This is a genomic window from Larkinella knui, assembly GCF_003858645.1.
GTDB lineage: Bacteria > Bacteroidota > Bacteroidia > Cytophagales > Spirosomataceae > Larkinella > Larkinella knui.
Map to the genome: position 1 here is coordinate 1,539,752 of NZ_RQJP01000001.1, position 22,236 is coordinate 1,561,987.

General features: G+C 50.1%; 18 protein-coding genes. 5 read left to right on the top strand and 13 right to left on the bottom strand.

From position 1 onward, the window contains the following. Positions 1 to 89: 89 nt before the first annotated feature. The 5 genes from EHT87_RS06310 (at position 90) to EHT87_RS06330 (ending at position 7,819) form a co-directional block, all read left to right on the top strand. Positions 90 to 1,640: a CHAT domain-containing protein gene (locus EHT87_RS06310; RefSeq protein WP_124904932.1), complete on the top strand. Its 1,551-nt coding sequence runs from the start codon at positions 90 to 92 to the stop codon at positions 1,638 to 1,640. 4 nt (positions 1,641 to 1,644) lie between these two features. After that, entirely contained in the window at positions 1,645 to 2,703 is a 1,059-nt protein-coding gene (locus EHT87_RS06315; protein ID WP_221621982.1) for an AAA family ATPase, read from the top strand. A gap of 16 nt (positions 2,704 to 2,719) precedes the next feature. Beyond that, entirely contained in the window at positions 2,720 to 5,887 is a 3,168-nt protein-coding gene (locus tag EHT87_RS06320) for a PKD domain-containing protein (RefSeq protein WP_124904934.1), read from the top strand. 290 nt (positions 5,888 to 6,177) lie between these two features. Next, positions 6,178 to 6,516, top strand: coding sequence for a potassium transporter KefB (locus tag EHT87_RS06325; protein ID WP_124904936.1), 339 nt, complete (start codon positions 6,178 to 6,180; stop codon positions 6,514 to 6,516). A 58-nt stretch (positions 6,517 to 6,574) separates the two neighbouring features. Continuing rightward, entirely contained in the window at positions 6,575 to 7,819 is a 1,245-nt protein-coding gene (locus EHT87_RS06330) for a hypothetical protein (RefSeq protein WP_124904938.1), read from the top strand. A 50-nt stretch (positions 7,820 to 7,869) separates the two neighbouring features. Here EHT87_RS06330 and EHT87_RS06335 read toward each other — a convergent pair whose 3' ends face one another. The 13 genes from EHT87_RS06335 to spt form a co-directional block, all read right to left on the bottom strand. Then, positions 7,870 to 9,495 carry a Na+/H+ antiporter gene (locus EHT87_RS06335; protein WP_124904940.1) on the bottom strand — a complete coding sequence of 542 codons (1,626 nt, stop codon included), beginning with the start codon at positions 9,493 to 9,495 and terminating at the stop codon, positions 7,870 to 7,872. Positions 9,496 to 9,611: 116 nt separating this feature from the next. Then, complete coding sequence (locus EHT87_RS06340) at positions 9,612 to 10,241, bottom strand: sterol desaturase family protein (protein WP_124904942.1); 630 nt, start codon at positions 10,239 to 10,241, stop codon at positions 9,612 to 9,614. Between the two features lie 2 nt (positions 10,242 to 10,243). Further along, positions 10,244 to 10,816, bottom strand: a complete 573-nt coding sequence (locus EHT87_RS06345; RefSeq protein ID WP_124904944.1) for a DUF4833 domain-containing protein — start codon at positions 10,814 to 10,816, stop codon at positions 10,244 to 10,246. A gap of 35 nt (positions 10,817 to 10,851) precedes the next feature. Beyond that, on the bottom strand, positions 10,852 to 11,763 hold the full coding sequence (locus tag EHT87_RS06350; RefSeq protein WP_185716149.1) for a PfkB family carbohydrate kinase: 912 nt from the start codon (positions 11,761 to 11,763) through the stop codon (positions 10,852 to 10,854). Positions 11,764 to 11,820: 57 nt separating this feature from the next. Beyond that, positions 11,821 to 12,537, bottom strand: coding sequence for an HAD family hydrolase (locus EHT87_RS06355; protein ID WP_124904948.1), 717 nt, complete (start codon positions 12,535 to 12,537; stop codon positions 11,821 to 11,823). Positions 12,538 to 12,555: 18 nt separating this feature from the next. Continuing rightward, positions 12,556 to 13,587, bottom strand: a complete 1,032-nt coding sequence (locus EHT87_RS06360; protein ID WP_262707739.1) for a lysylphosphatidylglycerol synthase transmembrane domain-containing protein — start codon at positions 13,585 to 13,587, stop codon at positions 12,556 to 12,558. After that, on the bottom strand, positions 13,562 to 14,536 hold the full coding sequence (locus EHT87_RS06365; protein WP_124904950.1) for a CDP-alcohol phosphatidyltransferase family protein: 975 nt from the start codon (positions 14,534 to 14,536) through the stop codon (positions 13,562 to 13,564). Before EHT87_RS06365 ends, EHT87_RS06360 begins: the two co-directional genes overlap by 26 nt. Beyond that, the gene (locus EHT87_RS06370) at positions 14,533 to 15,396 is read right to left on the bottom strand and encodes an ATP-grasp domain-containing protein (protein WP_229320871.1); all 864 of its coding nucleotides are present in this window, start codon (positions 15,394 to 15,396) and stop codon (positions 14,533 to 14,535) included. Before EHT87_RS06370 ends, EHT87_RS06365 begins: the two co-directional genes overlap by 4 nt. A gap of 50 nt (positions 15,397 to 15,446) precedes the next feature. Continuing rightward, complete coding sequence (locus tag EHT87_RS06375; RefSeq protein WP_124904952.1) at positions 15,447 to 16,154, bottom strand: NTP transferase domain-containing protein; 708 nt, start codon at positions 16,152 to 16,154, stop codon at positions 15,447 to 15,449. A 25-nt stretch (positions 16,155 to 16,179) separates the two neighbouring features. After that, positions 16,180 to 18,669: a DUF5686 and carboxypeptidase-like regulatory domain-containing protein gene (locus EHT87_RS06380; protein ID WP_229320872.1), complete on the bottom strand. Its 2,490-nt coding sequence runs from the start codon at positions 18,667 to 18,669 to the stop codon at positions 16,180 to 16,182. A 139-nt stretch (positions 18,670 to 18,808) separates the two neighbouring features. Then, positions 18,809 to 19,810: an NAD-dependent epimerase/dehydratase family protein gene (locus EHT87_RS06385; protein WP_124904956.1), complete on the bottom strand. Its 1,002-nt coding sequence runs from the start codon at positions 19,808 to 19,810 to the stop codon at positions 18,809 to 18,811. Beyond that, positions 19,807 to 20,928: a GNAT family N-acetyltransferase gene (locus EHT87_RS06390; protein ID WP_124904958.1), complete on the bottom strand. Its 1,122-nt coding sequence runs from the start codon at positions 20,926 to 20,928 to the stop codon at positions 19,807 to 19,809. Before EHT87_RS06390 ends, EHT87_RS06385 begins: the two co-directional genes overlap by 4 nt. Further along, positions 20,925 to 22,130, bottom strand: coding sequence for a serine palmitoyltransferase (spt, locus tag EHT87_RS06395; protein WP_124904960.1), 1,206 nt, complete (start codon positions 22,128 to 22,130; stop codon positions 20,925 to 20,927). Before spt ends, EHT87_RS06390 begins: the two co-directional genes overlap by 4 nt. Positions 22,131 to 22,236 lie beyond the last annotated feature (106 nt).

Sequence of the window (22,236 nt, forward strand, 5' to 3'; positions counted from 1 at the left end):
TACCCTCAACCGTTAAATAATAACCCGGCCGTAGCTACCCACTATTTATTTATATTACTTTCCGAAGTCAGGTCGACCCGGAAGGTATTATGAGCAAGCCCGTTGTTTTTATTGCCAGCGCAAATCCGTCCACGCTGAACGATGGGCCGTATCTGGATGCGCTAAAAGAGGAAATAAAGTACATCGACGAACTGCTCACGGAACTGGAATTAAATGATGAGATTATCTACCCAACGCCGTCCACCGAAACCGACGCTACCATCATCCACAAGGCACTCGTAAAAATCAGTCAGAATCTCACTATTTTTCATTATTGCGGTCACGCCAGCCAGACTAATTTTACCCTGACCGACGGTTCCTACAGCCAGGATCGATTGCTTAAATTACTGAGTGGAAAAAAGCCCAAACTGGTATTTTTAAACGGCTGTTCTACCTACGGGTACGTCGATGCGCTCCTCAATGCCGGTATCGAAGCCGTCATTGCCACCTCGACCTCCGTACCGGACGGTCAGGCCAGCGAGTTTGCCAAAGAATTTTATTTTTCATTTACCCGGCCCCAGAAAACACTTCAGGCAGCCTTTGACGAAGCGGTTTCTACCTCGAGCGTCTTGTCAGGCAAACCATCGACCTTTGTGCGGGGCGGATTTCCGACCGGTATTCCGGACGCACCCTGCGCCTGGGGTTTGTATTACAATCAGCCGGATGTATTGAAATGGTGTCTGGTTGGCAAGCGGTTCAGTCCGGAAAAAGCCGCTCCGGTCGACCGCCAAAAAGCTTTTCTTTGCGACCGTGATCAATACCGGAACGTATTCGACCCCAGCTTTAACCTCGTTCAGGGGCTGGATGTTCTCTACCGGCCCGTGCAGCATTACCTGATGGTGGGGGAAGATTGTCAGTCACCGCTCGGGCTGGCCCGCAAACTGGTGTATGAGAAAATTACGAAGAATACCAACCGCATTTATAACTACCCCTTCGACCCAAACGACCGGCGACGCGATGCCGATGACATGCTCGTTAAACTCAACCGGGCCTACGATAATCCCATCAAAATCCGGCGCGAACTCTATAAAATCATCAAGGGTCAGGATGCCGTCAATCGCTTGACGTTCGATGATTTTCTGGCCATTCCGGAGGTGCAGCACAGCCAGTATACCATCGTGGCCATTCAGATTAATGCCGACGATTTACTGGAAAAAGTAGTCGATTCGATCAAAGCGTTTATGACGGATTTCAACCCGGCCGAAACGGGTTCGAATCCGCCGGGCCGCCCCTATTTATTGTTTTTCTGGACCATCATGTATACACCGAAAGAACGCTGGTATTCGGCTTTTATTCCGGGAAATTCCGTCAGAAAAATCCTGAAACCTTTCAGGAATTCCGGCCTCTTCAAGCCCGATGATCCGGCCAATAGCCCGCTCATTATATTGAATCAGGAGGACGAACTGCTGGCGGTTCCCGACCAGCGGAAATACATCGACGAATGGTTCCGTAAATACCTCCGCACGGCGTCCGATACCGACCGGGAGCACGTGATTACCAGCATTTTTCAGGCCAATGATCCCAAAAAGATCGATGTGCCGGAGCTGGAAGATAAACTACTGACGCTGATCGAGCGTCTGAATACTCCTCAAACCCTTTGAAGAAATGGCTATTGTCGAAAATTTTTCATTTGACGAGACTACCGAGCTGAATGTCCCGCGGATGGAGAAAAATCCGTCTGATTATATCCTCGACTCGGCCCTGTACAATGCCGTCCGGGTGGCCATTTTACTCAAGCAACCGTTGCTGCTGACCGGTGAACCCGGTACGGGAAAAACCCGGCTGGCCGAAAAACTAGCCGCCGATTTGCACCAGATGTATCCGGACGAATACCTGAGTAAACCGCTGGTTTTCAACACCAAAACCGTTTCGACATCGACGGATTTGTTTTACCTGTATGATGCCCTGGGCCATTTTCACGCAACTCATTTCGATTCGATACCGGTGGTTGCACCCGAAGGCGCTGGACATGAAACGGCTCGATCGGTTCCGGAAAAACCGCCGGTTCCCGAGGTGGCCCGGCACATCCGGCTTCAGGCACTGGGCCAGGCAATTGTGCTCAGCAGCCAAGCCATGCTGGACAAATGTCCGTATCTGCACATGAATGACATCGATCCATCGAAACCCCGCAGTTCGGTGGTGTTGATCGACGAAGTGGACAAAGCCCCGCGCGATTTCACGAACGACCTCCTCAATGAACTCGATCGTTTCATGTTTCAGGTCCGGGAAGATGGCAATGAGGTCTACGCCATGGGTTCGAAAAACATTTTCGTCATCCTGACCAGCAATTCGGAAAAAAACCTGCCGGATGCCTTTCTGCGTCGGTGTATTTTTTATCACATCGCGTTTCCGAAAGAAGACCAGTTAATGGAAATCATTCTGAATCAGATTTTTAACAGACTTCCGGAGCTGACCGATTCTCCGGCAAAACGCCAGACCCTGCAGCAGACCCTCACGGACTACATTGCGTTTTTCATGACGGTTAAAAATGCGAATCTGAAGAAAAAACCGGCTACGGCGGAGCTCATTAGCTGGATCTATTTCCTGCGGGATGACATTCTCAAAAACCGGCGTCCGAAGGAAGTGGACGAGCAAAAGCGCCTGGCCAGTTACAGCATTCTGGCTAAACATGCCGAAGATTTAGCGTTGCTAAAAACCCTGTAACGGCTTTTATACGGTTATGACGCCCGTTTCGCCCCAACGTCCGATTCCTCTGGGCGAGTTGCTCGAACAACTTCGTCTGGAAGGGTTTGCCGTTACGCCGGAGGTTTATGACCGCTGTTTCAGAGTTGCCGGTGTTTATTTTCCAACGGGCTGGACCGAATCACCCGACGGAAGCCGGCCAGACCGGACGCTCCGGGAATTGAAGGAAGTACTGGGTCCGGTGGTGGCCCGGTCCGACATCGAGCAGGAAAAGTTCGGGCTGATTTTTGACCAGGTACTAACCAGGCCCAGCCCGGAAACCGGGGAACTAAAAACGACGGTTCAACAAAAGTCGCCCGGACGCAGGCCCTGGTTTTGGGGTTTGCTCCTGGCCGCAATGCTCTTGACCGGTGGCGGTATCGGGTATTTTATCTACCAGCCACCACCGGTCGTTCCGGTTCCCCAACCGGCCGATTCGACCAACCGGAAATTGCCGGACCCCAATTGCCTCATTAAAGTAAGCGTTGCATCCATTGTGGGCAACCAGGTGACGTTCCTGAATCAAAGCCCCGGGCTGAAACTGCACTACGCGTATAAATGGGATTTTGATGGTACCAAACCCGTTATCGTGACGACGGATTCGACGATCACCCATACGTTTCCGGCTTTAACGGCGTCAACCGTCGTTACAATTGCGCTTCAGGATGGCGGATGTGATCAGACGTTCCTGCTTACCAACCTGTACCGTACTAACCAGCCGACGCTGGAATCGTTTCCGCTCGTGGTAGCGGCCCCGTCGCTCCATACGACCTATGCGATAAACCGCGGGTCGCTGCTGCTGGCGGTTTTGTTGGGAACGGGGCTCTTTGGCGTCATCAGCTTCCGGTATTTTTTTACCCGCCGGAAAGTCAGGCCGAGTGACAGCCCGCCTTATTTCCTGACATTTCCTGACCAGGAAAAAACCATCAAGGTTGCCGGGTCGATGGAAGTATGGGCGCGGCAACTGAATCAGCGCGAGGAAGGCCAACGACGGGTGATGGACATTGCCCGAACTATCCGGGCTACCGCGCGAATGGGCGGTTATCCCGCCATTTACTACCAGCAAATCAAGCTTCGTCCGCGGTATCTGGTTCTGATCGACAACCGGTCGACGTTCCACCAGCAAGCCCGGCTTTATGCCTACCTAGGCACCGTCCTGATGGAGAGGGATGTGGAGCTGGAACTGTTTTTTTTCAATGCCGACCCGCGCACTTGCTGGAATGAAAAATACCCGAAAGGCATCGCCATCGGTGATCTGTACCGCATCCACCGGGCCTCGCAGCTGGTTTTGATTACGGAAGGCGTCAGGCTTCTCGACTACGAAAAAGGCACGGTGGCGTCGTGGGTGACGAACCTGTTCGACGGGTGGGAGAAACGCGCCATTCTGACCCCGGTTTATGCCGAAAACTGGACGTACATCGAAGCCCTTCTCAGCCGGTTTTTCATCGTATTGCCCGCCACGCCCGAAGGGCAACTGCTGCTCCGGGCGTATTTACAGGCCGACGAACTACCCACATTTCAGGAACTACTTCGCCGGTTTCAACGGTCTACCGATCAGGTGGCCGACCGAGGTTTTTTCGGTAAATCGGCGGAAAAGCTCACCATCGCAGACATCGATCAGTTTCTGGAAACCGGGTTTGAGGATGAAAATTTAACCGAACCCGACAAAATCAGGCTAAAACAATGGGCCTACGCCACCGCCGTTTACCCCACTCCTACCTGGGAAATGACGCTGACCATCGGGAAAGCCCTGGAACAGTATTATCAAACCGACACCCTTGTAACGACAACTAATCTTCTGAAAATAAGCGCGTTGCCGTGGCTCCAGCAAAGCAGAATACCCGATCCCTTACGGGCCGCGTTGCTGGATCGACTGGCGGAATTTCCGCCCAACTTGCAGACAGGGATTCAGAACGACGTGCTGGCCCTGCTACAATCGGTGAAAACCGTACCCGGTAGCATGGCCGGAGAAGAACAGGAAATGCATACTTACGAGGTGTGGCTCACGGACGAAAACCGCCGGCCGGAAGCCTTGCGGAAGCTCGCGCCGTTTCAAAAAGCGGGTCTCATCACCAATCGGGTGGTCGACCGGCAGGTGGCCGACCACGGGCGTCGCCAGCAACTGGCTTACGTTCTGACCCTGGCGACGGCTGCGGTTTTGCTGTTGATCAGTGGCTATTTTATTCTTTCCCAACAGCCCAACCGGACCTCGACCGGTTTAAACCGGTTTTTTTATTCCCGGTCCGACACCACCTTTTCCGACAGTGCGGTGATTTACAACAACCTGGCCGCTTCGGTTTTGGATAAAAGGCTGGAAGACATCAATGCCGTGTCCGAACTAAAAAGCTGGAGTGCACGCATAGGATACGCATTTCCCCGAACCAGTCCGGTTCAGGCCTACTCGTATTCCACTCGTGCCATCCCCGAATCCGAGTTGTACGAGCTTCGACTGGCTTTTGTACTGGCTTCTCTGCGCAACCGGATTACCTTCGAGGCTCTGTATAACCTCCACGCCATCCGGTACGGATACGGTTTTCACCTCGACTCGTTACCGAATCGATCGGCAACCGACGTTTCCCGCGTCGTTAGTCCGCTCGGCGAAGTCAACCAGATCGTGGCACCAACCTCCTGGTTTCAATCGACCGAAATGACGCCCATGGACACGTTGGTGAGGCAGTATGTCACGCTGCTCAATCAGAACCTGCCGATCGATACCATCCGACAGAAAATCAATACGCTCGATAGCTACGGTGCCAATTTGAGACGGCTCGGAGCGATGCCTCCGCTGACCGATCAGGAAATCAACCGGGCCAAACAGGCCGGCCAATTCAATCGGGTCAGCCTCCTGCTTCCTTCTCAAACCGGTAAAAATATTCTCCGCGTCCGGCTGCCCCGCCTGAATACAACACCGACCGAACTGGATTCTCTGGCCCGATTGGACGCAGCCCGTATCAGGCTGGCGTTTAGACAGCCGCAACTGGTTAGGTCTGAAAAACCGGCCACCCAATCACCGGCCCCAGCAACGGCCAGGCCCAAAGCGAAAGCCGTCCGAAAAAAAGCCGCCCGCGCGGCATCGTCCCTCAAGGCTCCATCCAAAAGCCGTCCTTATCCGGTGCAAACCAAAACCGGAAGCGAAGAAAAACCGCCTACGGCCAACCGGAAATAGAGCATTTCCCGGGAGCTAATACCCGGTATCTCAGTGGAGTATAAATCGGTGCAAAAATAATTCCGGTCGCTCTTGTTTATTTATAACTTCTAATTAACTTTGAAACACAAAGTACTTTATACAACCAGAAATTAATAGCACAGGCAGCCCATTTCAACACCAATTCAGCAATGACTGGTAACGCCCGCCCGGTGGTTGAGCTGGCCAACAACTAACTTGAAAAGCCACAGGGTTGGGTTTATAGTGAAATCCGTAATTATCTATTTTATACCTTATAAAGTGAACAGGTTATGGCAACGAAAACGCATTTATCAACAAGGCCCGTTCATCCGGTTTCGGTTGGCACACGAATGCTGCAGGGCGCAGGAATTGCTTTCCTTCTAATTGTGGTTTTTCTGCTTGGCGTCAAAAATCCTAACCCCGCCTGGGGGAAATTCTGGATGATCAAACCGCTCCTGGTCGTACCGATAGCCGGTGCTGCGGGTGGCGTTTTCTATTACTTGATGGATCATCTGCGGTACCAGGGTGGCTGGAAGAAAATAGCGGCCCTGGTTTTGGGCTTGCTTGGCTACCTCTTTGTGCTGTGGATAGGCACGGTTCTGGGACTGAACGGTACGCTGTGGAATTAGTTCACCCTAAATAGCTAATAATGAAACACTTACCACTAAAACGTTACCCTATCAATTCATGAGAGACGAAATACTGACCCATCTGAACGACCCCAGGCAACTCGAAAAGATGTACCGAACCAACAAGGTGCCTTTTAAACGGGAATTCAGTACACTCTACCCGACCATCAAAGGCAACATCCTCGCCGATTTCTGGAATGAGAGGCTGAATTACGAAAGCGACGAGATCAACTGGGGCACCCGCCGGGAACTGGTCTGGGTGTTTATTGCTTCGCTAGTGGCAGGTCTCATTGCCAAGCTACCGGTATTTTTATCGATCAACGAGGAGTATTTTTATTCCCGCAATTGTGGTTTTATTATATTTCCGGTGTTGGCAGGTTACTTCGCCTGGAAGAACAAATTATCAACCGGTAAAACGGCTTTTATAGCTGGCGCAATGCTTGCCGGCCTACTATTTATCAATTTCTTTCCTGATGGTAAGAAGAGCGACACCTTACTTTTATCGTGCCTGCATCTAGTCTTGTTTCTGTGGTCAATAACCGGTTTTTCTTTTGTTGGTGAGGTAAAAACGGACGTTGAGAAGCGGCTGGGTTATTTACGGTATAACGGCGATCTGGTCGTTATGACCACCTTAATTCTGATTGCGGGTGGTATTATGACCGGAATAACCATCGGTCTTTTCAAGCTGATCGGCTTTAATATTGAACAGGTTTATTTCGATTATGTTGGCATTTTCGGGCTTGCCGCGGCACCAGTAGTGGGCACCTACCTTACGCAGACCAATCCGCAGTTAGTAGGAAAAGTTTCGCCGGTAATTGCCAAGCTATTCAGTCCGCTGGTATTGGTAATGCTGGCAATTTATCTGATCGCCATGGTGTATTCGGGCAAAGATCCTTACAACGATCGGGAGTTTTTACTGATTTTCAATGCGTTATTAATTGGCGTTATGGCCATCATCTTTTTTTCCATTGCGGAAACATCGAAGACAACCAAAACCCCGACGGAAATCTGGGTTCTTTTTCTGCTATCGGTTCTTACCATACTGGTCAATGGCATTGCGCTGTCGGCCATCCTGTTCCGGATTTCAGAATGGGGAATTACGCCCAACCGGGCTGCGGTTCTGGGCGGCAATGTGTTAATATTAATCAATCTTTTGGTAGTAGCGGGGCAACTTTTCCGGGTACTTTTAAAGAAGGCGGATAGCACCGATGTGGGAAAATCCATGGCATTTTACCTGCCCCTTTACGGCCTGTGGACAAGTATCGTTACCTTTCTGTTTCCGTTCCTGTTTGGGTTTCACTAAGGAAGCCGATCCGCCAGGGCTCCCGCCATCGCTGGAGTCCTGGCGGGCAGTTAACTTTCAACCGGGCTTAGCCGGTGCAATTGCGTTTGCAGACTGAGGCTCCGAATGTCCAGTTCCTGTTCGATCCGGCGGATGGATTCTTCACTGTACCGGCCCTCTTTGTGCCATTGGATAATCAAAGCCCGCTGGTGGTTGACAATGGCTAACTCACTCTCCACGAACTCTTTAAAAAAATTGGGCGCTTTTAGGACATCTCCCTTTTTGGGTTTTTCATCCACTCGCAAAACCCCGTTCAGGTAATTGGTCTGCTGCTCAAACCGGGTTTTCAACTCACTCAAAACCTCATCGTGCAGATTCATGGAAAGTTCTCCTTCAATAAAGGTGATCGAACTGGTAGTGATGGCAAGGCGGATTTTCTTTTCCTCCAGCACGGTTTTTTCCATCGGTTCCTGCACGTTGAGCCGCCGAATAAAGAAGGGTAAGGTCAGTCCCTGCAGCACCAGCGTGACAAAAATCACCATGAAGGAAATAAACAGAATTTCGTTCCGCATCGGAAAAGAATGCCCGTTGCTCAGGGTTACCGGCAAGGCCAGCGCCGTTGCCAGCGAAACAACGCCCCGCATGCCGGCCCAGGACGTGATGAACAGTTCGTTGGGGCTAAACCGGTGAAGATTTTTTTTTCGACGATCGAGTAAAGCGTAGATATAAGCCAGCGGAAAAATCCAGATTATACGCGTAACGATAGCCACAAAACTGATGAGTAACCCGTAGCCAATCAACAGCGTCAGCGACTCATTACCAATGGTTTTAAGAATAACCGGCAATTGGGAACCGATCAGAATAAAAACGAAACCGTTCAGAAGAAAAATTAAAATATTCCAAAACCCGTTGATTTGCATCCGGGTTTGAAACGAATAGATTTCGTACGAATTCCAGGACAGATACAAACCCGCCGAAACCACCGCCAGCACACCGGAGGTACCCAGGTGTTCGGCGGCCAGATACGCCAGAAAAGGCAGTAACAAGGTTATGGTGGTGGCCACCGTGGGGTTTTCGAGCTTGTTATGGATGTGACTGAATAAGTAGCCAATGGCAATTCCAATGGCGATTCCGCCCAGCGCTACGATCAAAAATTGCAGGCCAGCCTGCCAAAGTACAAAACTGCCGCTGGTTACTGCCGCCACGGCATACCGGTAGGCGATCAAGGCCGACGCATCATTCACCAGACTTTCGCCCTCCAGAATCGTAATCAACCGTTTGGGAAGGCCCAGGCCGCGGGTGGCGCTGGTGGCGGCAACGGCATCGGGCGGGGAGATAATGGCGCCCAGCACAAACGCCAGCGGCCAGGTAAAACCGGGGATGAATTCATGAGCCACCACGGCAACGGCGACGGTCGTCAGGAAAACCAGCCAAACCGCCAGCAACCCGATCGGGCGTCGGTAGGCCTTGAATTCGTGCCACGAAATGTTTCCGGCCGCTTCATAAAGCAAGGGCGGCAGAAAGATCAAAAAGACGACTTCTGACTCCAGATGGATGTCCGGTATGCTGGGAATGAAGCCCAGCACCAGCCCGGCAATCACTAACAAAATGGGGTACGGTATTCTTAATTTTTGGGTTACTGACGCCAGAGCAGCCAGAATCGCCATCAAAATTAAAACAATTTCAAGATTGGTCATCGTAACAAAACGATCTTTCAGTTTACGAAATGTACTTCGTATTTTGAGAAGATAAAATTGTTTCGACCAAAAAGACGAAAAGGCGTCCGTCCGAACCGCCGGTTCGGCACACGAGTTTACGAGGCTTTTTGTTTTTCAAAACCGGATCTAAAAATACGGTCCCAGAAGTCGGAACTAACCCCGTATCCGTGCGTTGGATCAGCATAGTGATGCTGCATGTGGTGCTTTTTTATCCTTTTCATAAACTCGCTTTTAAAGGTATGATGATGAAGGGCATAGTGCATCATATCATAAACCAGATAACCGGCAATGAACCCGACGAAAAAAGCGTAGTTATACGTAGCGGGAAGGAAAGAATAAAACAGAAAATAAAATCCGGTGGCCAGCGGAATACTCACCGATGGTGGCATAACCAGTCGTTTTGCATCGTTGGGAAAGTCATGATGCACACCGTGAAAAATAAAATGGATTTTCCGGCCGATGCTTCCCCTGGGTTCGAAATGAAAAACAAACCGGTGTAGCACGTATTCCGTCAGGGTCCAGACGATAAGGCCCGCAATTACCAGCACGCTGAATACCCAGATTGGAAGTTTACTGACCCCTATGGCGTAATAACTAAAAAAAACAATGACGGGAACGTAAATGACAAGTGGAACCCAGTAGGCGACTTTTGATAAACTTTCCAGAAGATCACTTTTAAACATTCGGGTAGATTCCTGTGAATTGGAGACATAATTTTTAGCCATAACTACGATGGTTTTATTCGCTGCACAATCGTTTTTCCGGTAGCCGGATCAACGCCTTTCAACTCAATATAAACCACATTGGGAGACCAAAATGTTCCCCCATCGATGCGAATAAAAATTCGGCTTAACTGACAGTTTTTTCGATCAATATCCGTATAAACATGGTATTGGTTGTTCGCATCTTTCCGGAGCACCATCGGCAGTTTTGAATACGCTACGGATCGCAGTTCGTACGAATCATTTCCGACCGATTTGACATTTATTCCGTACGCAAATTTGCGCTGAATAAAGTTTAAATCTTTGCGCTTCCCTCCTTCCGGATATCGAATCCAGAAAACATGAACCGGACTATTTTTCTGCAGTTTCCCCTGATCGTCCGTATTTAATTCGTAGCAAATCGTATTGGTATTCGGATCGCGCTGAATATAAAACAGAAGACCGGGAATGTTGCGGGGAACCGGAAAGGTATCCGGATTACTCAATGATGTAAGCCGATTCCGTTCCGGGGCTAAACTACCTTTAAAGGCAACCAGCAAGGAAGCAATGGCAACAATACAAATGACAGCCTTTTTCATACCTTTCCAAATGAATTCCAGCCTCTTTTAATCAATTAAAAAGTAGGCACTACGACTCTGTTTCCTGCTTTACCTAACCGGCTGTGTTTCAAAATGTTTTCTACCGTTTCGGGAGTTCCGGAGAACGGGCCCGACGATTCAATTTTGAGCGTAGCCATGGCGGCACCAAATTCCCCGGCTTCCTGCACGGAAGCGCCTTGCGTTTTTTTCCACAAATAGCCCGCCATGTAGGTATCTCCGCAACCGGTGGCATCGACAATACCCGAGGGCGTGAAGGCCGGAATGGTATAAAACTGATCGCCGGTATAGACAATCGACCCTTTGCTCCCCAGCGTAATGATCACTTCCCGAACGCCCAGATCAGCCAGGTACCGGGCTCCGTCCCGCACATCACTGGTTCCGGTAATCACTTCCATTTCAAACTCGTTGGCTTTCAGAATAGTAACAGACGGTAAGGCTTCTTTTTTGGCCACCCAATCGCGGTAGAACACTTTTTTTGCTTTTACATACCGCAAATAGCCCTGAATATCGAGCGAAACCGTTCCTTTCCGGGCCAATGATTGCACCAGTTCCACCGAAATATCGTCCGATAGCAAGGGGCCTAAATGAAAAATTCGGGCCTCGACGGGCGGCATGCCGGCAAGGGTAAACGAAGCCGCGGTGTGGTGTACATTCTGCTCGCGATGATCCTGGTTGGATTTGTAAATGTTCTCGAAATAGACGGTATGCTCGCTGGGCAAGGCCCACACATCGATGCCGTCGTGACGAATGTCATCCACAACGGCACTCTCTTTAGCGGCTAAAGCCGTCACCAGCACATAGTTAACATCGAAATTCCGGAGCGCTTTCGAGAAATAGAAAGACGTACCTCCCGGCATAAACTTTACCAATTGATCGGTTACAACTTTGTCGAGCGTAATGTGTCCGATGGTGCAGATATCATACATGGTTCTTAAAATCTTGGTGTCGTAAACTTCTTTGTCATCATTCCGGGCAAGCCGGTTTTACCCATTTAACCGGGTGAGCAATTCAGGAAGCTGGGCGAAATCGGTTAACTCCGCATCGGCCTCCGAAAATGGGTCACTGGTCCGGTTGGTTTCTTCCCAGCCGGCAACGTTCAACCAGACGGTTTGGCAGCCGGCCGCTTTACCCGGTCGGATATCTTTGGAATACGAGTCGCCAACGACCACGCAGTTTTCGGCGGGAAGTTGCAACTGTGTGACGCCGAGCCGGTAAATTTCCGGATCAGGTTTCCGGATGCCCACCACGGCCGATTCGACGACGGTTTTAAAACAGGACCGAATACCAAAATCCGTGAGGACCGTGTTCAGATTTCCGTAAAAATTCGACACCATCACCAGGGGATAGCGGTCCGCCAGTTTGGTCAAAACCGGTTTGGCTTTTTCTACCGTACGCTGCGCAAACGCATTGCAATCCGCAGCAACCGTTGCAATGTCCCGCTTGTCGACCGTATACCCATTGTCGGTCAAATAGGCGAACTGCTGTTCAATTTTCAGATACAGAACCTCGTAAAAGGAATGTTCCGGCTTCACAATCGGATGGATTGCCAGCGCCCGTTCGCCAAACGAATACGCTTTGGAAAAAGCAGCTTTATCGACAGGTACCCGGTATTTTTGATAACCCGCCCACAAAACTCCACCCCAATGCAAGCCGTTGGTATCAATCGTGCCGCCATAATCCAATAATACGCCTTTTATCATCGTCATCAATCCGTAAAATCAATCGTTCGTAACCAGTTCGGCAGGCTCAGACACGGTTTTGGCCCGGGTTATTCGCAACAATACCAGCCCGATCAGAATCCAGACCAGTTCCCGGATGCGCATGACTACCCCGATGAATAGCCCGGCAGCAGCCGGAAATCCGACCCATTTCAAGGCCAGCGCCAGGCCACCCTCGCGCGTACCGAGTTGCATGGGCGAGAAGAAAACCAGGTTGGCAAACAGCGAAGACCCCGAACTGACAATCAGGGATTGCACCAGTGACATATCCAGATCGAGTGCGCGGGCTGTAAAATAAATCTCCAGACACCCAATCACGCGGGCCACAAATTCCAGCCCCAGAGACACATAAAACCGCGGTTTTCGGTCGGCATACAACACCCGGATCTGTTGGTCGATTTCTGCCAGAGACTCCGCTTTCTCACGGGCAAACGCCTTTGCTTTCTTTTTTACCAGCGGTATTTTTTCCAGAAACTGAAATGTACTTACCGTAAATCCTTTTTTATAAACCCGTATAAACCAGTACGCCAGCGTTAAACCAGCCAGCGCCAAAACGGCACAACCCAGCAGGAGCGGTTTGGTCAAGGGTAAAAACCCGACAATCAGGCCAATCGAAACCAGCCAGAAAATGATGTGCGAAAACATGTGCATCAGGCTGTAGAGCAACACCGAAGACGTGGCTTTCTGAACGCCCAGCGCGGGTTTTAATTCCAGAATCCGGTAGGGCTCACCACCCAGCGCCACAAAGGGAGTAATGTAATTGATGGCGTAGCCGGTGATGGTGAGTCGCAGGATCGAGCGGAAAGGCAGCTTGCTCTCCGGCAATTCCGGGTCCTGAATGATGGCGTTGAAAGCCAGCGCATTCAGGCCGTAAATCAGCAGCCAGCTACCCACCACCGGAATAAACCAGACCCCCGTTTTGGTGATATTGAGCCAGATCACACCCAGCCCCATGACGTACAGCATGTAGCCCAGGGTTAGGATTCCCAGGATAAAAAATAGCGTCCTATAGTGTTGGGTACTGATTTTCACGTTCGCTGGTAATCTTCTGGTAAAAATGACGGCTAACGCCTTCCTGCTTCACACACATGTAAATCAGAATGGGGTTCAAAACAAAAATGTCGAAGAAAAAATAGATCCACGCCTGGTCGATGAACAGCCATAAGAACAGAAACAAAACCCGGGTATTGAACTGGATAATGTTGGTATATTTCATCAACGGGCGGTTTTTTACCCGAAAATCATCGACCAGAGTTTGGGGTAAACCCAGGTGGTATTTCTGCCGAACAACCGCCAGCAATTTTTGCAGGTTCGGTGAAAAGCTTTCCTGCAATTTGGTGTAATTCAAATACGTGCGTGCCACCAGTTTCTGGCCAAAATGGCGGCCCCACGTAAGCTGATCGTATTCTTTCTGCAAATCCCGGCTGTTGTCGAGCTCACTACCCGAGGTTCCCTTGATAAAAAACAGGTGGACGTTGCGGTAATAATCGGCCATTGCCGACTGGATTACGTGCGAAATTCCGGCGACCACCCCCGGAACCCAGATCAGCGCCGACCAGCCTTCGTTCTGGCTCCGCAAACAAATGGCAATGTGAATGGAAATAAACCAGAAATCACCGGCGGCACCGTCCAGAATGCGCCCCAGACGGCTTTTGTTGTTGGTCATGCGCGCCAGCTGCCCATCGGCACTGTCGAGCGAATTGGCAAAGACCAGCAGCAGCATCCCGATGACGTTGATCCAAAGTTCCTGGTAATAAAAAAGAATACCGGCGGCTACCCCAAAGAATATACTGACGATGGTAACGGGATTGGGGGTGATGCCTACGCGGGCGCAAAACCGCGCGATCTGGTACCCAATGGGCCGGTAAAACCAGATATCGATGGTTTCTTCGGTGTCCGACGATTTCAGGGTACTTTCAAATGAAGTGCGGGTATTTTCCGCGGTTTCCGGCCCGGAGGGGCTTTTTGTCACTGTATTCATGACGCGGTTTGGGTAAATTTCTGAAAAATCACTGCGGCAATCGGCGCGGCAGCCTCCTGACGACAGGGCGCAAAACTGGGCCAGTCGTTCAGATCGATTACGTGAAACGATCCGTCTTTTCCCACAATGGCATCGCCACCGTAAATATCGATTCCCAGCGCAGTGGCCGAGGCCGAGGCAACCTTCAGTAGCTCCGCCTGATCGAATGGATGATGGAGGGATTTGCCATTGATCTGTTCGTAATCAACATACTTGTGGTGATTATGTTCATACGGATAAAACCAGAAGAAGAAATCACTGCCCAACACCCCGTAAAATTTCACCAGGTCACCAACCAGATGCTGCGAAATCAGCACATCCGAAATATCACGCAAGGCATACTCCCGCAGCATTTCCTTGCCTTCCCGCGGGTTCGACACAAACGTGACGTCTTCCTTGTGAATCGCGTGAAAATCGCCCCGCTTGATCCAGTATCCCTTACCGGGTAGCTGATCAAAAACGCTTTCGCCCGCTTCTGCCGTAGACACAATGACGCTTTCCGGAACCGGTATATTACTACCTAACAGCGCCTTATGCATATTGATACGAAAGGCGTTTTCAATTCCAAATCCCGAATTGACCACAATTTTTCCGTCGGATTCGACCGTTTGCAGCTTTTTGACCACCGCTTTCTGTCGGGCCATCGTGAAGATGTAGCGTTCGGGGGTTTCATCTTGCTTAAAAAAGTCATCTTCACAACACAGGCGAACGTGGCATCCCAGTTTTTCAAGCGCCTGAGCGGTTAGTGAAAAAATAGCATCATCATTCCCGATGTGATTTGGTGAAAATTTCCGGTTTCTCTGAACTCCAAGTACTTCCAAGGTAATAAACTTTAAGTTTCCAGCCGGAGCTGTAGACGTCAATAGGTGTTTTAGTTGGCCTCGCTTAAAAAAAGCTCCGCCGTTTCAATATCCCGCACGTGATCCACATCCACAATTTTTGCGAACGGATAAGCCTGGATCGCCAGTTCTTTTTCCAGCAGGTAGCGCTGAAAATTCCGCATCCGGCTGTTGCCGCTTTCGACAACCTGACCCACGGCCTCCAGTGCTTTTTTCCTCAGCGCATACACGCCACCGGATATATAGGGTGTGTCCGTGGTATTTTTATCGGTAAACGCCACAATGGCCTGGGTAGCATCCACCGTGACAAACAGCGGGCTTTCATCATCGACAAAGGTGGTGACGGCCATCAGACCGTCGAGTTCAGGACGTCGTTCAAACTCCGTGATGAAGGCCCTGAATTCGTCTTCTTTAAAAACCGTATCCGTGGTGGCCAGACACAGTGCGTCGACAGCAGGCATGGTTTTCAACAGTTCATGAAAACTGTGCAAGGAACTGGGCGTCGATTGGCGGACCACAGCAATAGGAAGCGTTTCGCTCAACGCCAGTAAATGCTCCGCCAGGGGGTCGGAATCTTCATTGATGATCACCCGGATGGATTCCGGATTGGTATCCATAAAAATGCCAATCAACCGATCGATCAGCATCTGTCCGTTTAGACTCACCATCGGCTTTGGCAGCGTAATTCCTTCCCGGGCCAGCCGGGACCCCTCTCCTGCCGCAATGATCGCGTAATTCATACTCCTCCGTTTAAAAAACAACTCATTAAAAATCAAACCGGAACCGTCCCCGAATTCCCCACTCTGCCACATTAGGATGGTTCAGGTAATTGAAACGCTTTACCAGATCCAGCCGCAGAATTTTGAAAATATTTGCCACCCCGATGCTCCCTTCCATATAGGGGACATTTCCCAGGGCATAGCTAATCGTTTTTCCCTGTTCATCGACGGGGAACCGGTATACCGACGCCCGTTTATCGGGATTGTTTTCATCCCGCAACCCACCGGCGAGCGCTTTAAAGCTGAACACCTCACGCAATTTCAGTTTTTTCAGCAGCGGTATTTTATTGAACAGAAAACCGTTCATATAATACTGGACGTTGATGCTCGCATAGTGATCGCTGACAAATTCCAGAAAATTCATCAGGTTATAGGAGTTTAACTGATACGCGTACGTTTGGTTGGCCCGATGAATCGTGAGCAGCGGAAAAGGAATGTTTTTGCCGATCACATACCCGCCTTCCGCCGTCAAATCCATGTAACCGAACTGGGACAGGTAGGCGCGCTTAAAGATGTTGGCATTGAAATTATGATACTGATTTTCTCCGCCCAGAAAACCCTTCAGTCCGGCGCCATACCGCACTGTAAAAATGGGGTATTTGTTAAAAAGCGGAGTGCGGTATAGTTTTCCCTGGTAGAACTGCTCATTGGGAGCATACCGCAGCTCAATATTCAATTCGGTGTTGTTCAAATCGGTATTTGTGGGCAGGTTTCCTTCCTGAGCAACCGGAATGTACTGCAGGATGCCGGCCGGACGCTGGTTCCACTGCGTAAAGCCGAGTTTATACGAGAAGTGGTTTTCAAACTCACTGATGTATTCTATCCGGTAAATGTCATTGTATAACCAGCGGTTATTCTGTCCGCGTTTGAACGACAGCAGGAAATTATCTTCCTGAACAAACTGCAAATCCTGCCCCGGTATTTTGGTATCACGCTGGAAACTGGCGCGGACGTACTTCAGAGGAAAACTATAGACCGACTTGTTGTTGAGCGAATAGGTCCCGCTTAAAAAATACTTCCACTTCTCGTCCTTGAAACCGTAGGCCGCGTAGGTCTCAAAATACATCCGTTTGCTGAACTCCGTGGTGGTTCGGCCCCCGAATCGCAGCCGGAAGCCCTCGACCGGGTTGAAGCTGTAGAACGTGTTGACCGGCCCGATCTCCAGGGGTCCCACCGTTTTGTAACCCGCAATCAGAAGCGTCGCGTAACTCATCGTCCGACGGAACGAAGGAATGGTCTGCAGGGTATCGACGTTTTTGTAAATCACCGATTCCGATTTCTCCAGCGGAATGGGTCGAATCAGGTTCCAGTAGGCCTCGTTTTGCCTTTCATCAGGATTATCGACCATTTCTACTAACGGTCCGGCATATACGCTGTCAGGTCGGGTCGTATTGATTTCGTAGTTTTTCAAATTCACCACCCGCTGCCCGAAAATCCCGGGTGTATTTTCACCGAGGGCAAATTCGATCCCCAACGTTGTTTTACTCAGGTGATAGCGCCCGTCGATGCTTTTCTCAAATTCAATCCGCGCTTCCAGATCACGCAGGTAGTTGAGATTAATGTCCTTATTAACCGTCAGATACGCATTCTGAACGCCAAAATTCCCGTCCAGCGTCACAAAGAGTTTTCCTTCAAACAGCAGGTCGGTTTTGTTTCGGGGCACAAAACCCAGTTCGATAAGCCAGGGCGTCTGCGTTTTAATCGTGTCGCGAATAAAATATTTATAAAAAGTCGGAGCGGTATTGGCAATCGGGCTCAACAACATATTCGTGGCGATGAACAGGTTGTTGTCGTAGATGTTGATGTCTGCGTAAAGCCGGTTAAAATATTTGCTCAGCCCCTTGTTATCAATGAACCGCGGATCGAATTCGGCCCGGCGATTGGCCTTCACCCATTGCTTTTTCGTGGCCGGGTTTTTGCGGATGTAAAACTGGGAAAGTTTTTCTTCCATGTAAGCCGGTAAGCGGCTTTTCCCGTCCTGGTCGGTCGAATCCGGATCGGTGAACAGAAACTGATAGTTGCGAAAAATGCGCTTGCTCCGAAAGTTTTCCGAAAGATTGCTCAGTGCCAGCGAGATTTTTTCGTATTGCTCATATTCTACGGTGGCATAATTACCCGCCTGATTTTTCTCCTTGTTGTCGATCACCTGACGAATGAGCTGAACCGCCGGATTGTCGCGGTTGCGATACCGGCTTTTCCCTTTCACGGTTACTTCCGTCAACATGGTGGCATCCACGCTCATTTTTATATTGATCACCTGCTCCGCACCCTGCGTTACGGGTTTTTCAATGCTTTGATAGCCCACATAGGTAAACTTGATGCGGGAATGGGTGGCCGGTACCGCTATAACGTACTTGCCGTCAACATCGGCCGATGTACCCTGCGTAGTACCCGGTATAATTACACTGACAAAAGGCAGTGTTTCGCCGGTTCTGGCGTCCGTAATCACGCCTTTTACCTGCGTTGATTGTGCCATTGATCTACCCAAAGAAAGTAGGGCAATGCCGAGCAGTAGCGTTACGTGTGTGATGAGTGATTTTAACATGTTCGTGTTGGCTTCGGTTTTCCTCAGCCCTTAATTGCTTCCATCTGGTGGGATGTCTCTTTTCGTCGTGTTACAGCCATTTATTTTCCCGATACCATTGAAGTGTTTCGGCCAATCCCTTCGACAAGTCATACTGTGGCTGGTAGTTCAATTCCGCACGGGCGGCTTCGATGCTACAGACCCAATTCGGTGCAGTCAGCTCCCTGATTTTTTCCCGGTTCAGGACAGGAGCGGTCCCTGAAAACGTATACCCGACATCCAGCAGCCCGGCCACCACTTCCATCATACTGACGGGCAGATGAAAGCGAAACGGGTGCTTCCCGCTCAAGTTCCGGAACAAATTCGCCAGCGTATACCGGCTGTAGGCTCCTCCGTCCGATATGTTATACACCCGGTTTTGGTTTTGTTTCTGAAACAGGGCCGCCATAGTCGCCGAAACCAGATCTTTTACATACACGAAGCTCAATCGCTGCGGTTTTTTGCCGATGTATAGATCCAGCCCTTTTTGCAAGGTTTTAAACAGGATAAACAGATCCTTTTCGCGGGGGCCATACACCGCCGTTGGCCGGATAATGGTGATGGGCAGGCCCTTTTCCTTCAATTCTCCCAGGTAGTGTTCAGCCAGCAGTTTACTTTTTCCGTAACTGGTGACGGGTATGGGCAGGGTGGTTTCCGTTATGGGCTGTTCTTCCTGATACGATAAGGGCCCCACAGCGGCCAGGCTGCTCATAAAGATAAATCGCTTCACCGGTGTGGAGGTTGCCGAGGCCGCCTGAGCCAGATTCAGCGTATAGTCGGCATTGATTAAATTATAGGCTTTTAAATTTTTTGCCCGCGTTGCTCCGGCAGCATGAATGATATAGCGGTAATTTCCTTCCTCCAGGGTTCGTTTCAGGGTTTCTTTTGAACTAAAATCAGGATAGACCAGGACCGGACTCAATTCGTTCAGTTGCGTGAGGTCGCTGGTGCGACGTACAGCCGCATGGACTTCCAAACCGGCTTTTTGAGCCGCCTGAACCAAATGATAGCCAATAAATCCACTAGCTCCGGTAATCAAAACCCGATCTTTCATAGTTCTTTTTCGAACAACCTGTACCGCTTATACAATACGCCATTGATCTGTTCGATGGCGTGATTCATCAGGTAATTATCTTCCAGCATCCAGGAGCATTCTCCTCCCGTAATTTTGGTGCCGTAGGTATTTTTAATCACCGACGCGTACAGACACGCTTCAATACCGAGTTTACGGTACCCTTCGAGCACGCCCAGGGTCAAAACCCGGATGCGCGTAATATTCTTTTTTTGCAGAAGCAGCTTGAAAATTCCAGTCGGAAAAAGCCGCCCCCGCTTCATTTTGATCTGGATCTGGTTGATATCGGGAATTCCCAGGATAAACCCGACCACTTTATCTCCTTTTTCGGCGACCAGACAGAAATTCGGGTCCAGAATCAGTTTCAGATCTTTCGCCAGGTAATCGAACTCCGCATCCGTCATCGGAACGAACCCCAGATTTTTATCCCAGGCGGTATTATACACTTCCCGAATTTTGGGTACCTCGTTCTTGAAATCGCTCAGGTTCACTTTCCGAATCACAATTCCACTGCGTTTCAGGCGGTTTTCCAGTGCTTCCTGGAGTCGGAGTGATCGTTCATTAGCCGTGGCAACATTCAGTTCGTAGGCCAGCAAATCGATCTTCTTGCGAAGACCGGCATTGAGTAGGAGTGTTTCATAGTAGGGAGCATTGTAAGGCATCATGGCGAGGGGCGGGCGGTCAAATCCATCCACCAGCAAGCCACAAACATCATTGGTGGTGGGGTTGGCCGGGCCCATTACGCTGGTCAATCCCTGCTTCTGAAGCCAGTCCGCTGCGGCTTTAAACAAAAGATTCGCGGTTTCCTGGTCATCGATGCAATCAAAAAAACCGAAAAAACCATCGTTCGTATTCGTAAACGCCTTATAGTTCCGGTTATGGATGGCGGCAATTCGCCCGGTTATCGTCCGATCAGAATAAGCCAGAAACAGTTGGACCTGTGAATGCTCGTAAAAAGGGTGTTTACCGGGGGTCAACAGATCCCGCTGTCCGATAAAAATCTCCGGAACATAGTTTGGATCGTTCTGATACAAACTATGGGGAAAGTCAATAAACTGGGTTAACTCCTTTTTCGAGCTTACGGGCACGACCTGTTTCATACACTTTCGGTTAGGGGCATATGATTAACTTTCCGGTAGGCCCGGGCCAGCTTATCAACCGCTTCTTCAATCTGGGCAAAGGTGTGGGTGGCCATCATCGACAACCGGATCAGCGAATCCTGAGGAGGCACAGCCGGTGAAACCACGGGGTTTACAAACACGCCTTCTTCCTGCAAAATGGTGGTAATCAGAAAGGTATGCTCGTTATTCCGAATATATACCGGTAGTATCGGGCTCTCGCTGGCTCCTAAATCGAAACCATTCGCCAGCAGTAATTCTTTCGCATACCGGGTATTTTCCCACAACCGCTGAATGTGTTCCGGCTCCGACTGGATGATCTCGAGTGCGGCCAGGGTGCTGGCGGCAGCGGCTGGCGTCATACTCGCGCTAAAAATTAGCGAACGGGCCCGGTGCCGGAGGTAATTGATCGTTTCCATATCACTGGCAATAAAGCCCCCCAGCGAAGCCAGCGATTTGCTGAACGTCCCCATGATCAGATCCGTCGTATCAGTCAGTCCGAAGTGTGACGCCGTTCCCGCACCCATATGCCCGATAACTCCCAGACCGTGGGCGTCGTCGACCAAGACGGAAGCATCGAATTCGGTGGCGATCTGATTCAACAGCGGTAATTTGGCGATATCGCCTTCCATACTGAAAACCCCGTCGGTAGCGATCAGTTTAATCCCGTCCTCCGGCAGCTGACTCAGCTTCTTCCAGAGGTCATTCATGTCATTGTGGGCGTATTTGATCACCTTGGAAAAAGACAAACGACACCCGTCAATGATGGAAGCGTGGTTACTTTCATCCAGAATCAGGTAATCATTGCGCCCCGTCAGGCACGACAAAGCCCCCAGATTGGCCTGATAGCCAGTGCTAAACAAAACCGCGGCTTGTTTACCGGTGTAGGCCGCCAGTTTTTCTTCCAGTTCCTCATGGATGTCGAGCGTTCCATTGAGAAACCGGGAACCGGCACAACCGGTACCGTATTTTTCAATGGCCCGTTTAGAAGCCTCTTTAATAACGGGATGATTGGTAAGACCCAGGTACGAATTCGAGCCAAACATGAGGACGCGTTTTCCTCCGATAATGACTTCGGTATCCTGTCCGGACTCAATCGGCCGGAAGTAGGGATAAATCCCTTTTGCTTTTGCAACCGCTACATCTTTAAATGCAGCGACTTTGGTATGAAGTTTTTTGCTCATGAATTGTTTGGTGTCAAAATGTTCACGCTCCGGTCATCACTTGGTTATTTATCAATTGCTGAGTAAACCAATAAGTTTCTATTATAGTTTATGTTGCCCAAAACGC

What these genes read in the sequence shown, in the direction of transcription:
- EHT87_RS06310 (WP_124904932.1), top strand. Translation starts at nt 90, where the DNA reads ATGAGCAAGCCCGTTGTTTTTATTGCCAGCGCAAATCCGTCCACGCTG.
- EHT87_RS06315 (WP_221621982.1), top strand. Translation starts at nt 1,645, where the DNA reads ATGGCTATTGTCGAAAATTTTTCATTTGACGAGACTACCGAGCTGAAT.
- EHT87_RS06320 (WP_124904934.1), top strand. Translation starts at nt 2,720, where the DNA reads ATGACGCCCGTTTCGCCCCAACGTCCGATTCCTCTGGGCGAGTTGCTC.
- EHT87_RS06325 (WP_124904936.1), top strand. Translation starts at nt 6,178, where the DNA reads ATGGCAACGAAAACGCATTTATCAACAAGGCCCGTTCATCCGGTTTCG.
- EHT87_RS06330 (WP_124904938.1), top strand. Translation starts at nt 6,575, where the DNA reads ATGAGAGACGAAATACTGACCCATCTGAACGACCCCAGGCAACTCGAA.
- EHT87_RS06335 (WP_124904940.1), bottom strand. Translation starts at nt 9,495, where the DNA reads ATGACCAATCTTGAAATTGTTTTAATTTTGATGGCGATTCTGGCTGCT.
- EHT87_RS06340 (WP_124904942.1), bottom strand. Translation starts at nt 10,241, where the DNA reads ATGGCTAAAAATTATGTCTCCAATTCACAGGAATCTACCCGAATGTTT.
- EHT87_RS06345 (WP_124904944.1), bottom strand. Translation starts at nt 10,816, where the DNA reads ATGAAAAAGGCTGTCATTTGTATTGTTGCCATTGCTTCCTTGCTGGTT.
- EHT87_RS06350 (WP_185716149.1), bottom strand. Translation starts at nt 11,763, where the DNA reads ATGTATGATATCTGCACCATCGGACACATTACGCTCGACAAAGTTGTA.
- EHT87_RS06355 (WP_124904948.1), bottom strand. Translation starts at nt 12,537, where the DNA reads ATGATAAAAGGCGTATTATTGGATTATGGCGGCACGATTGATACCAAC.
- EHT87_RS06365 (WP_124904950.1), bottom strand. Translation starts at nt 14,536, where the DNA reads ATGAATACAGTGACAAAAAGCCCCTCCGGGCCGGAAACCGCGGAAAAT.
- EHT87_RS06375 (WP_124904952.1), bottom strand. Translation starts at nt 16,154, where the DNA reads ATGAATTACGCGATCATTGCGGCAGGAGAGGGGTCCCGGCTGGCCCGG.
- EHT87_RS06380 (WP_229320872.1), bottom strand. Translation starts at nt 18,669, where the DNA reads ATGGCACAATCAACGCAGGTAAAAGGCGTGATTACGGACGCCAGAACC.
- EHT87_RS06385 (WP_124904956.1), bottom strand. Translation starts at nt 19,810, where the DNA reads ATGAAAGATCGGGTTTTGATTACCGGAGCTAGTGGATTTATTGGCTAT.
- EHT87_RS06390 (WP_124904958.1), bottom strand. Translation starts at nt 20,928, where the DNA reads ATGAAACAGGTCGTGCCCGTAAGCTCGAAAAAGGAGTTAACCCAGTTT.
- spt (WP_124904960.1), bottom strand. Translation starts at nt 22,130, where the DNA reads ATGAGCAAAAAACTTCATACCAAAGTCGCTGCATTTAAAGATGTAGCG.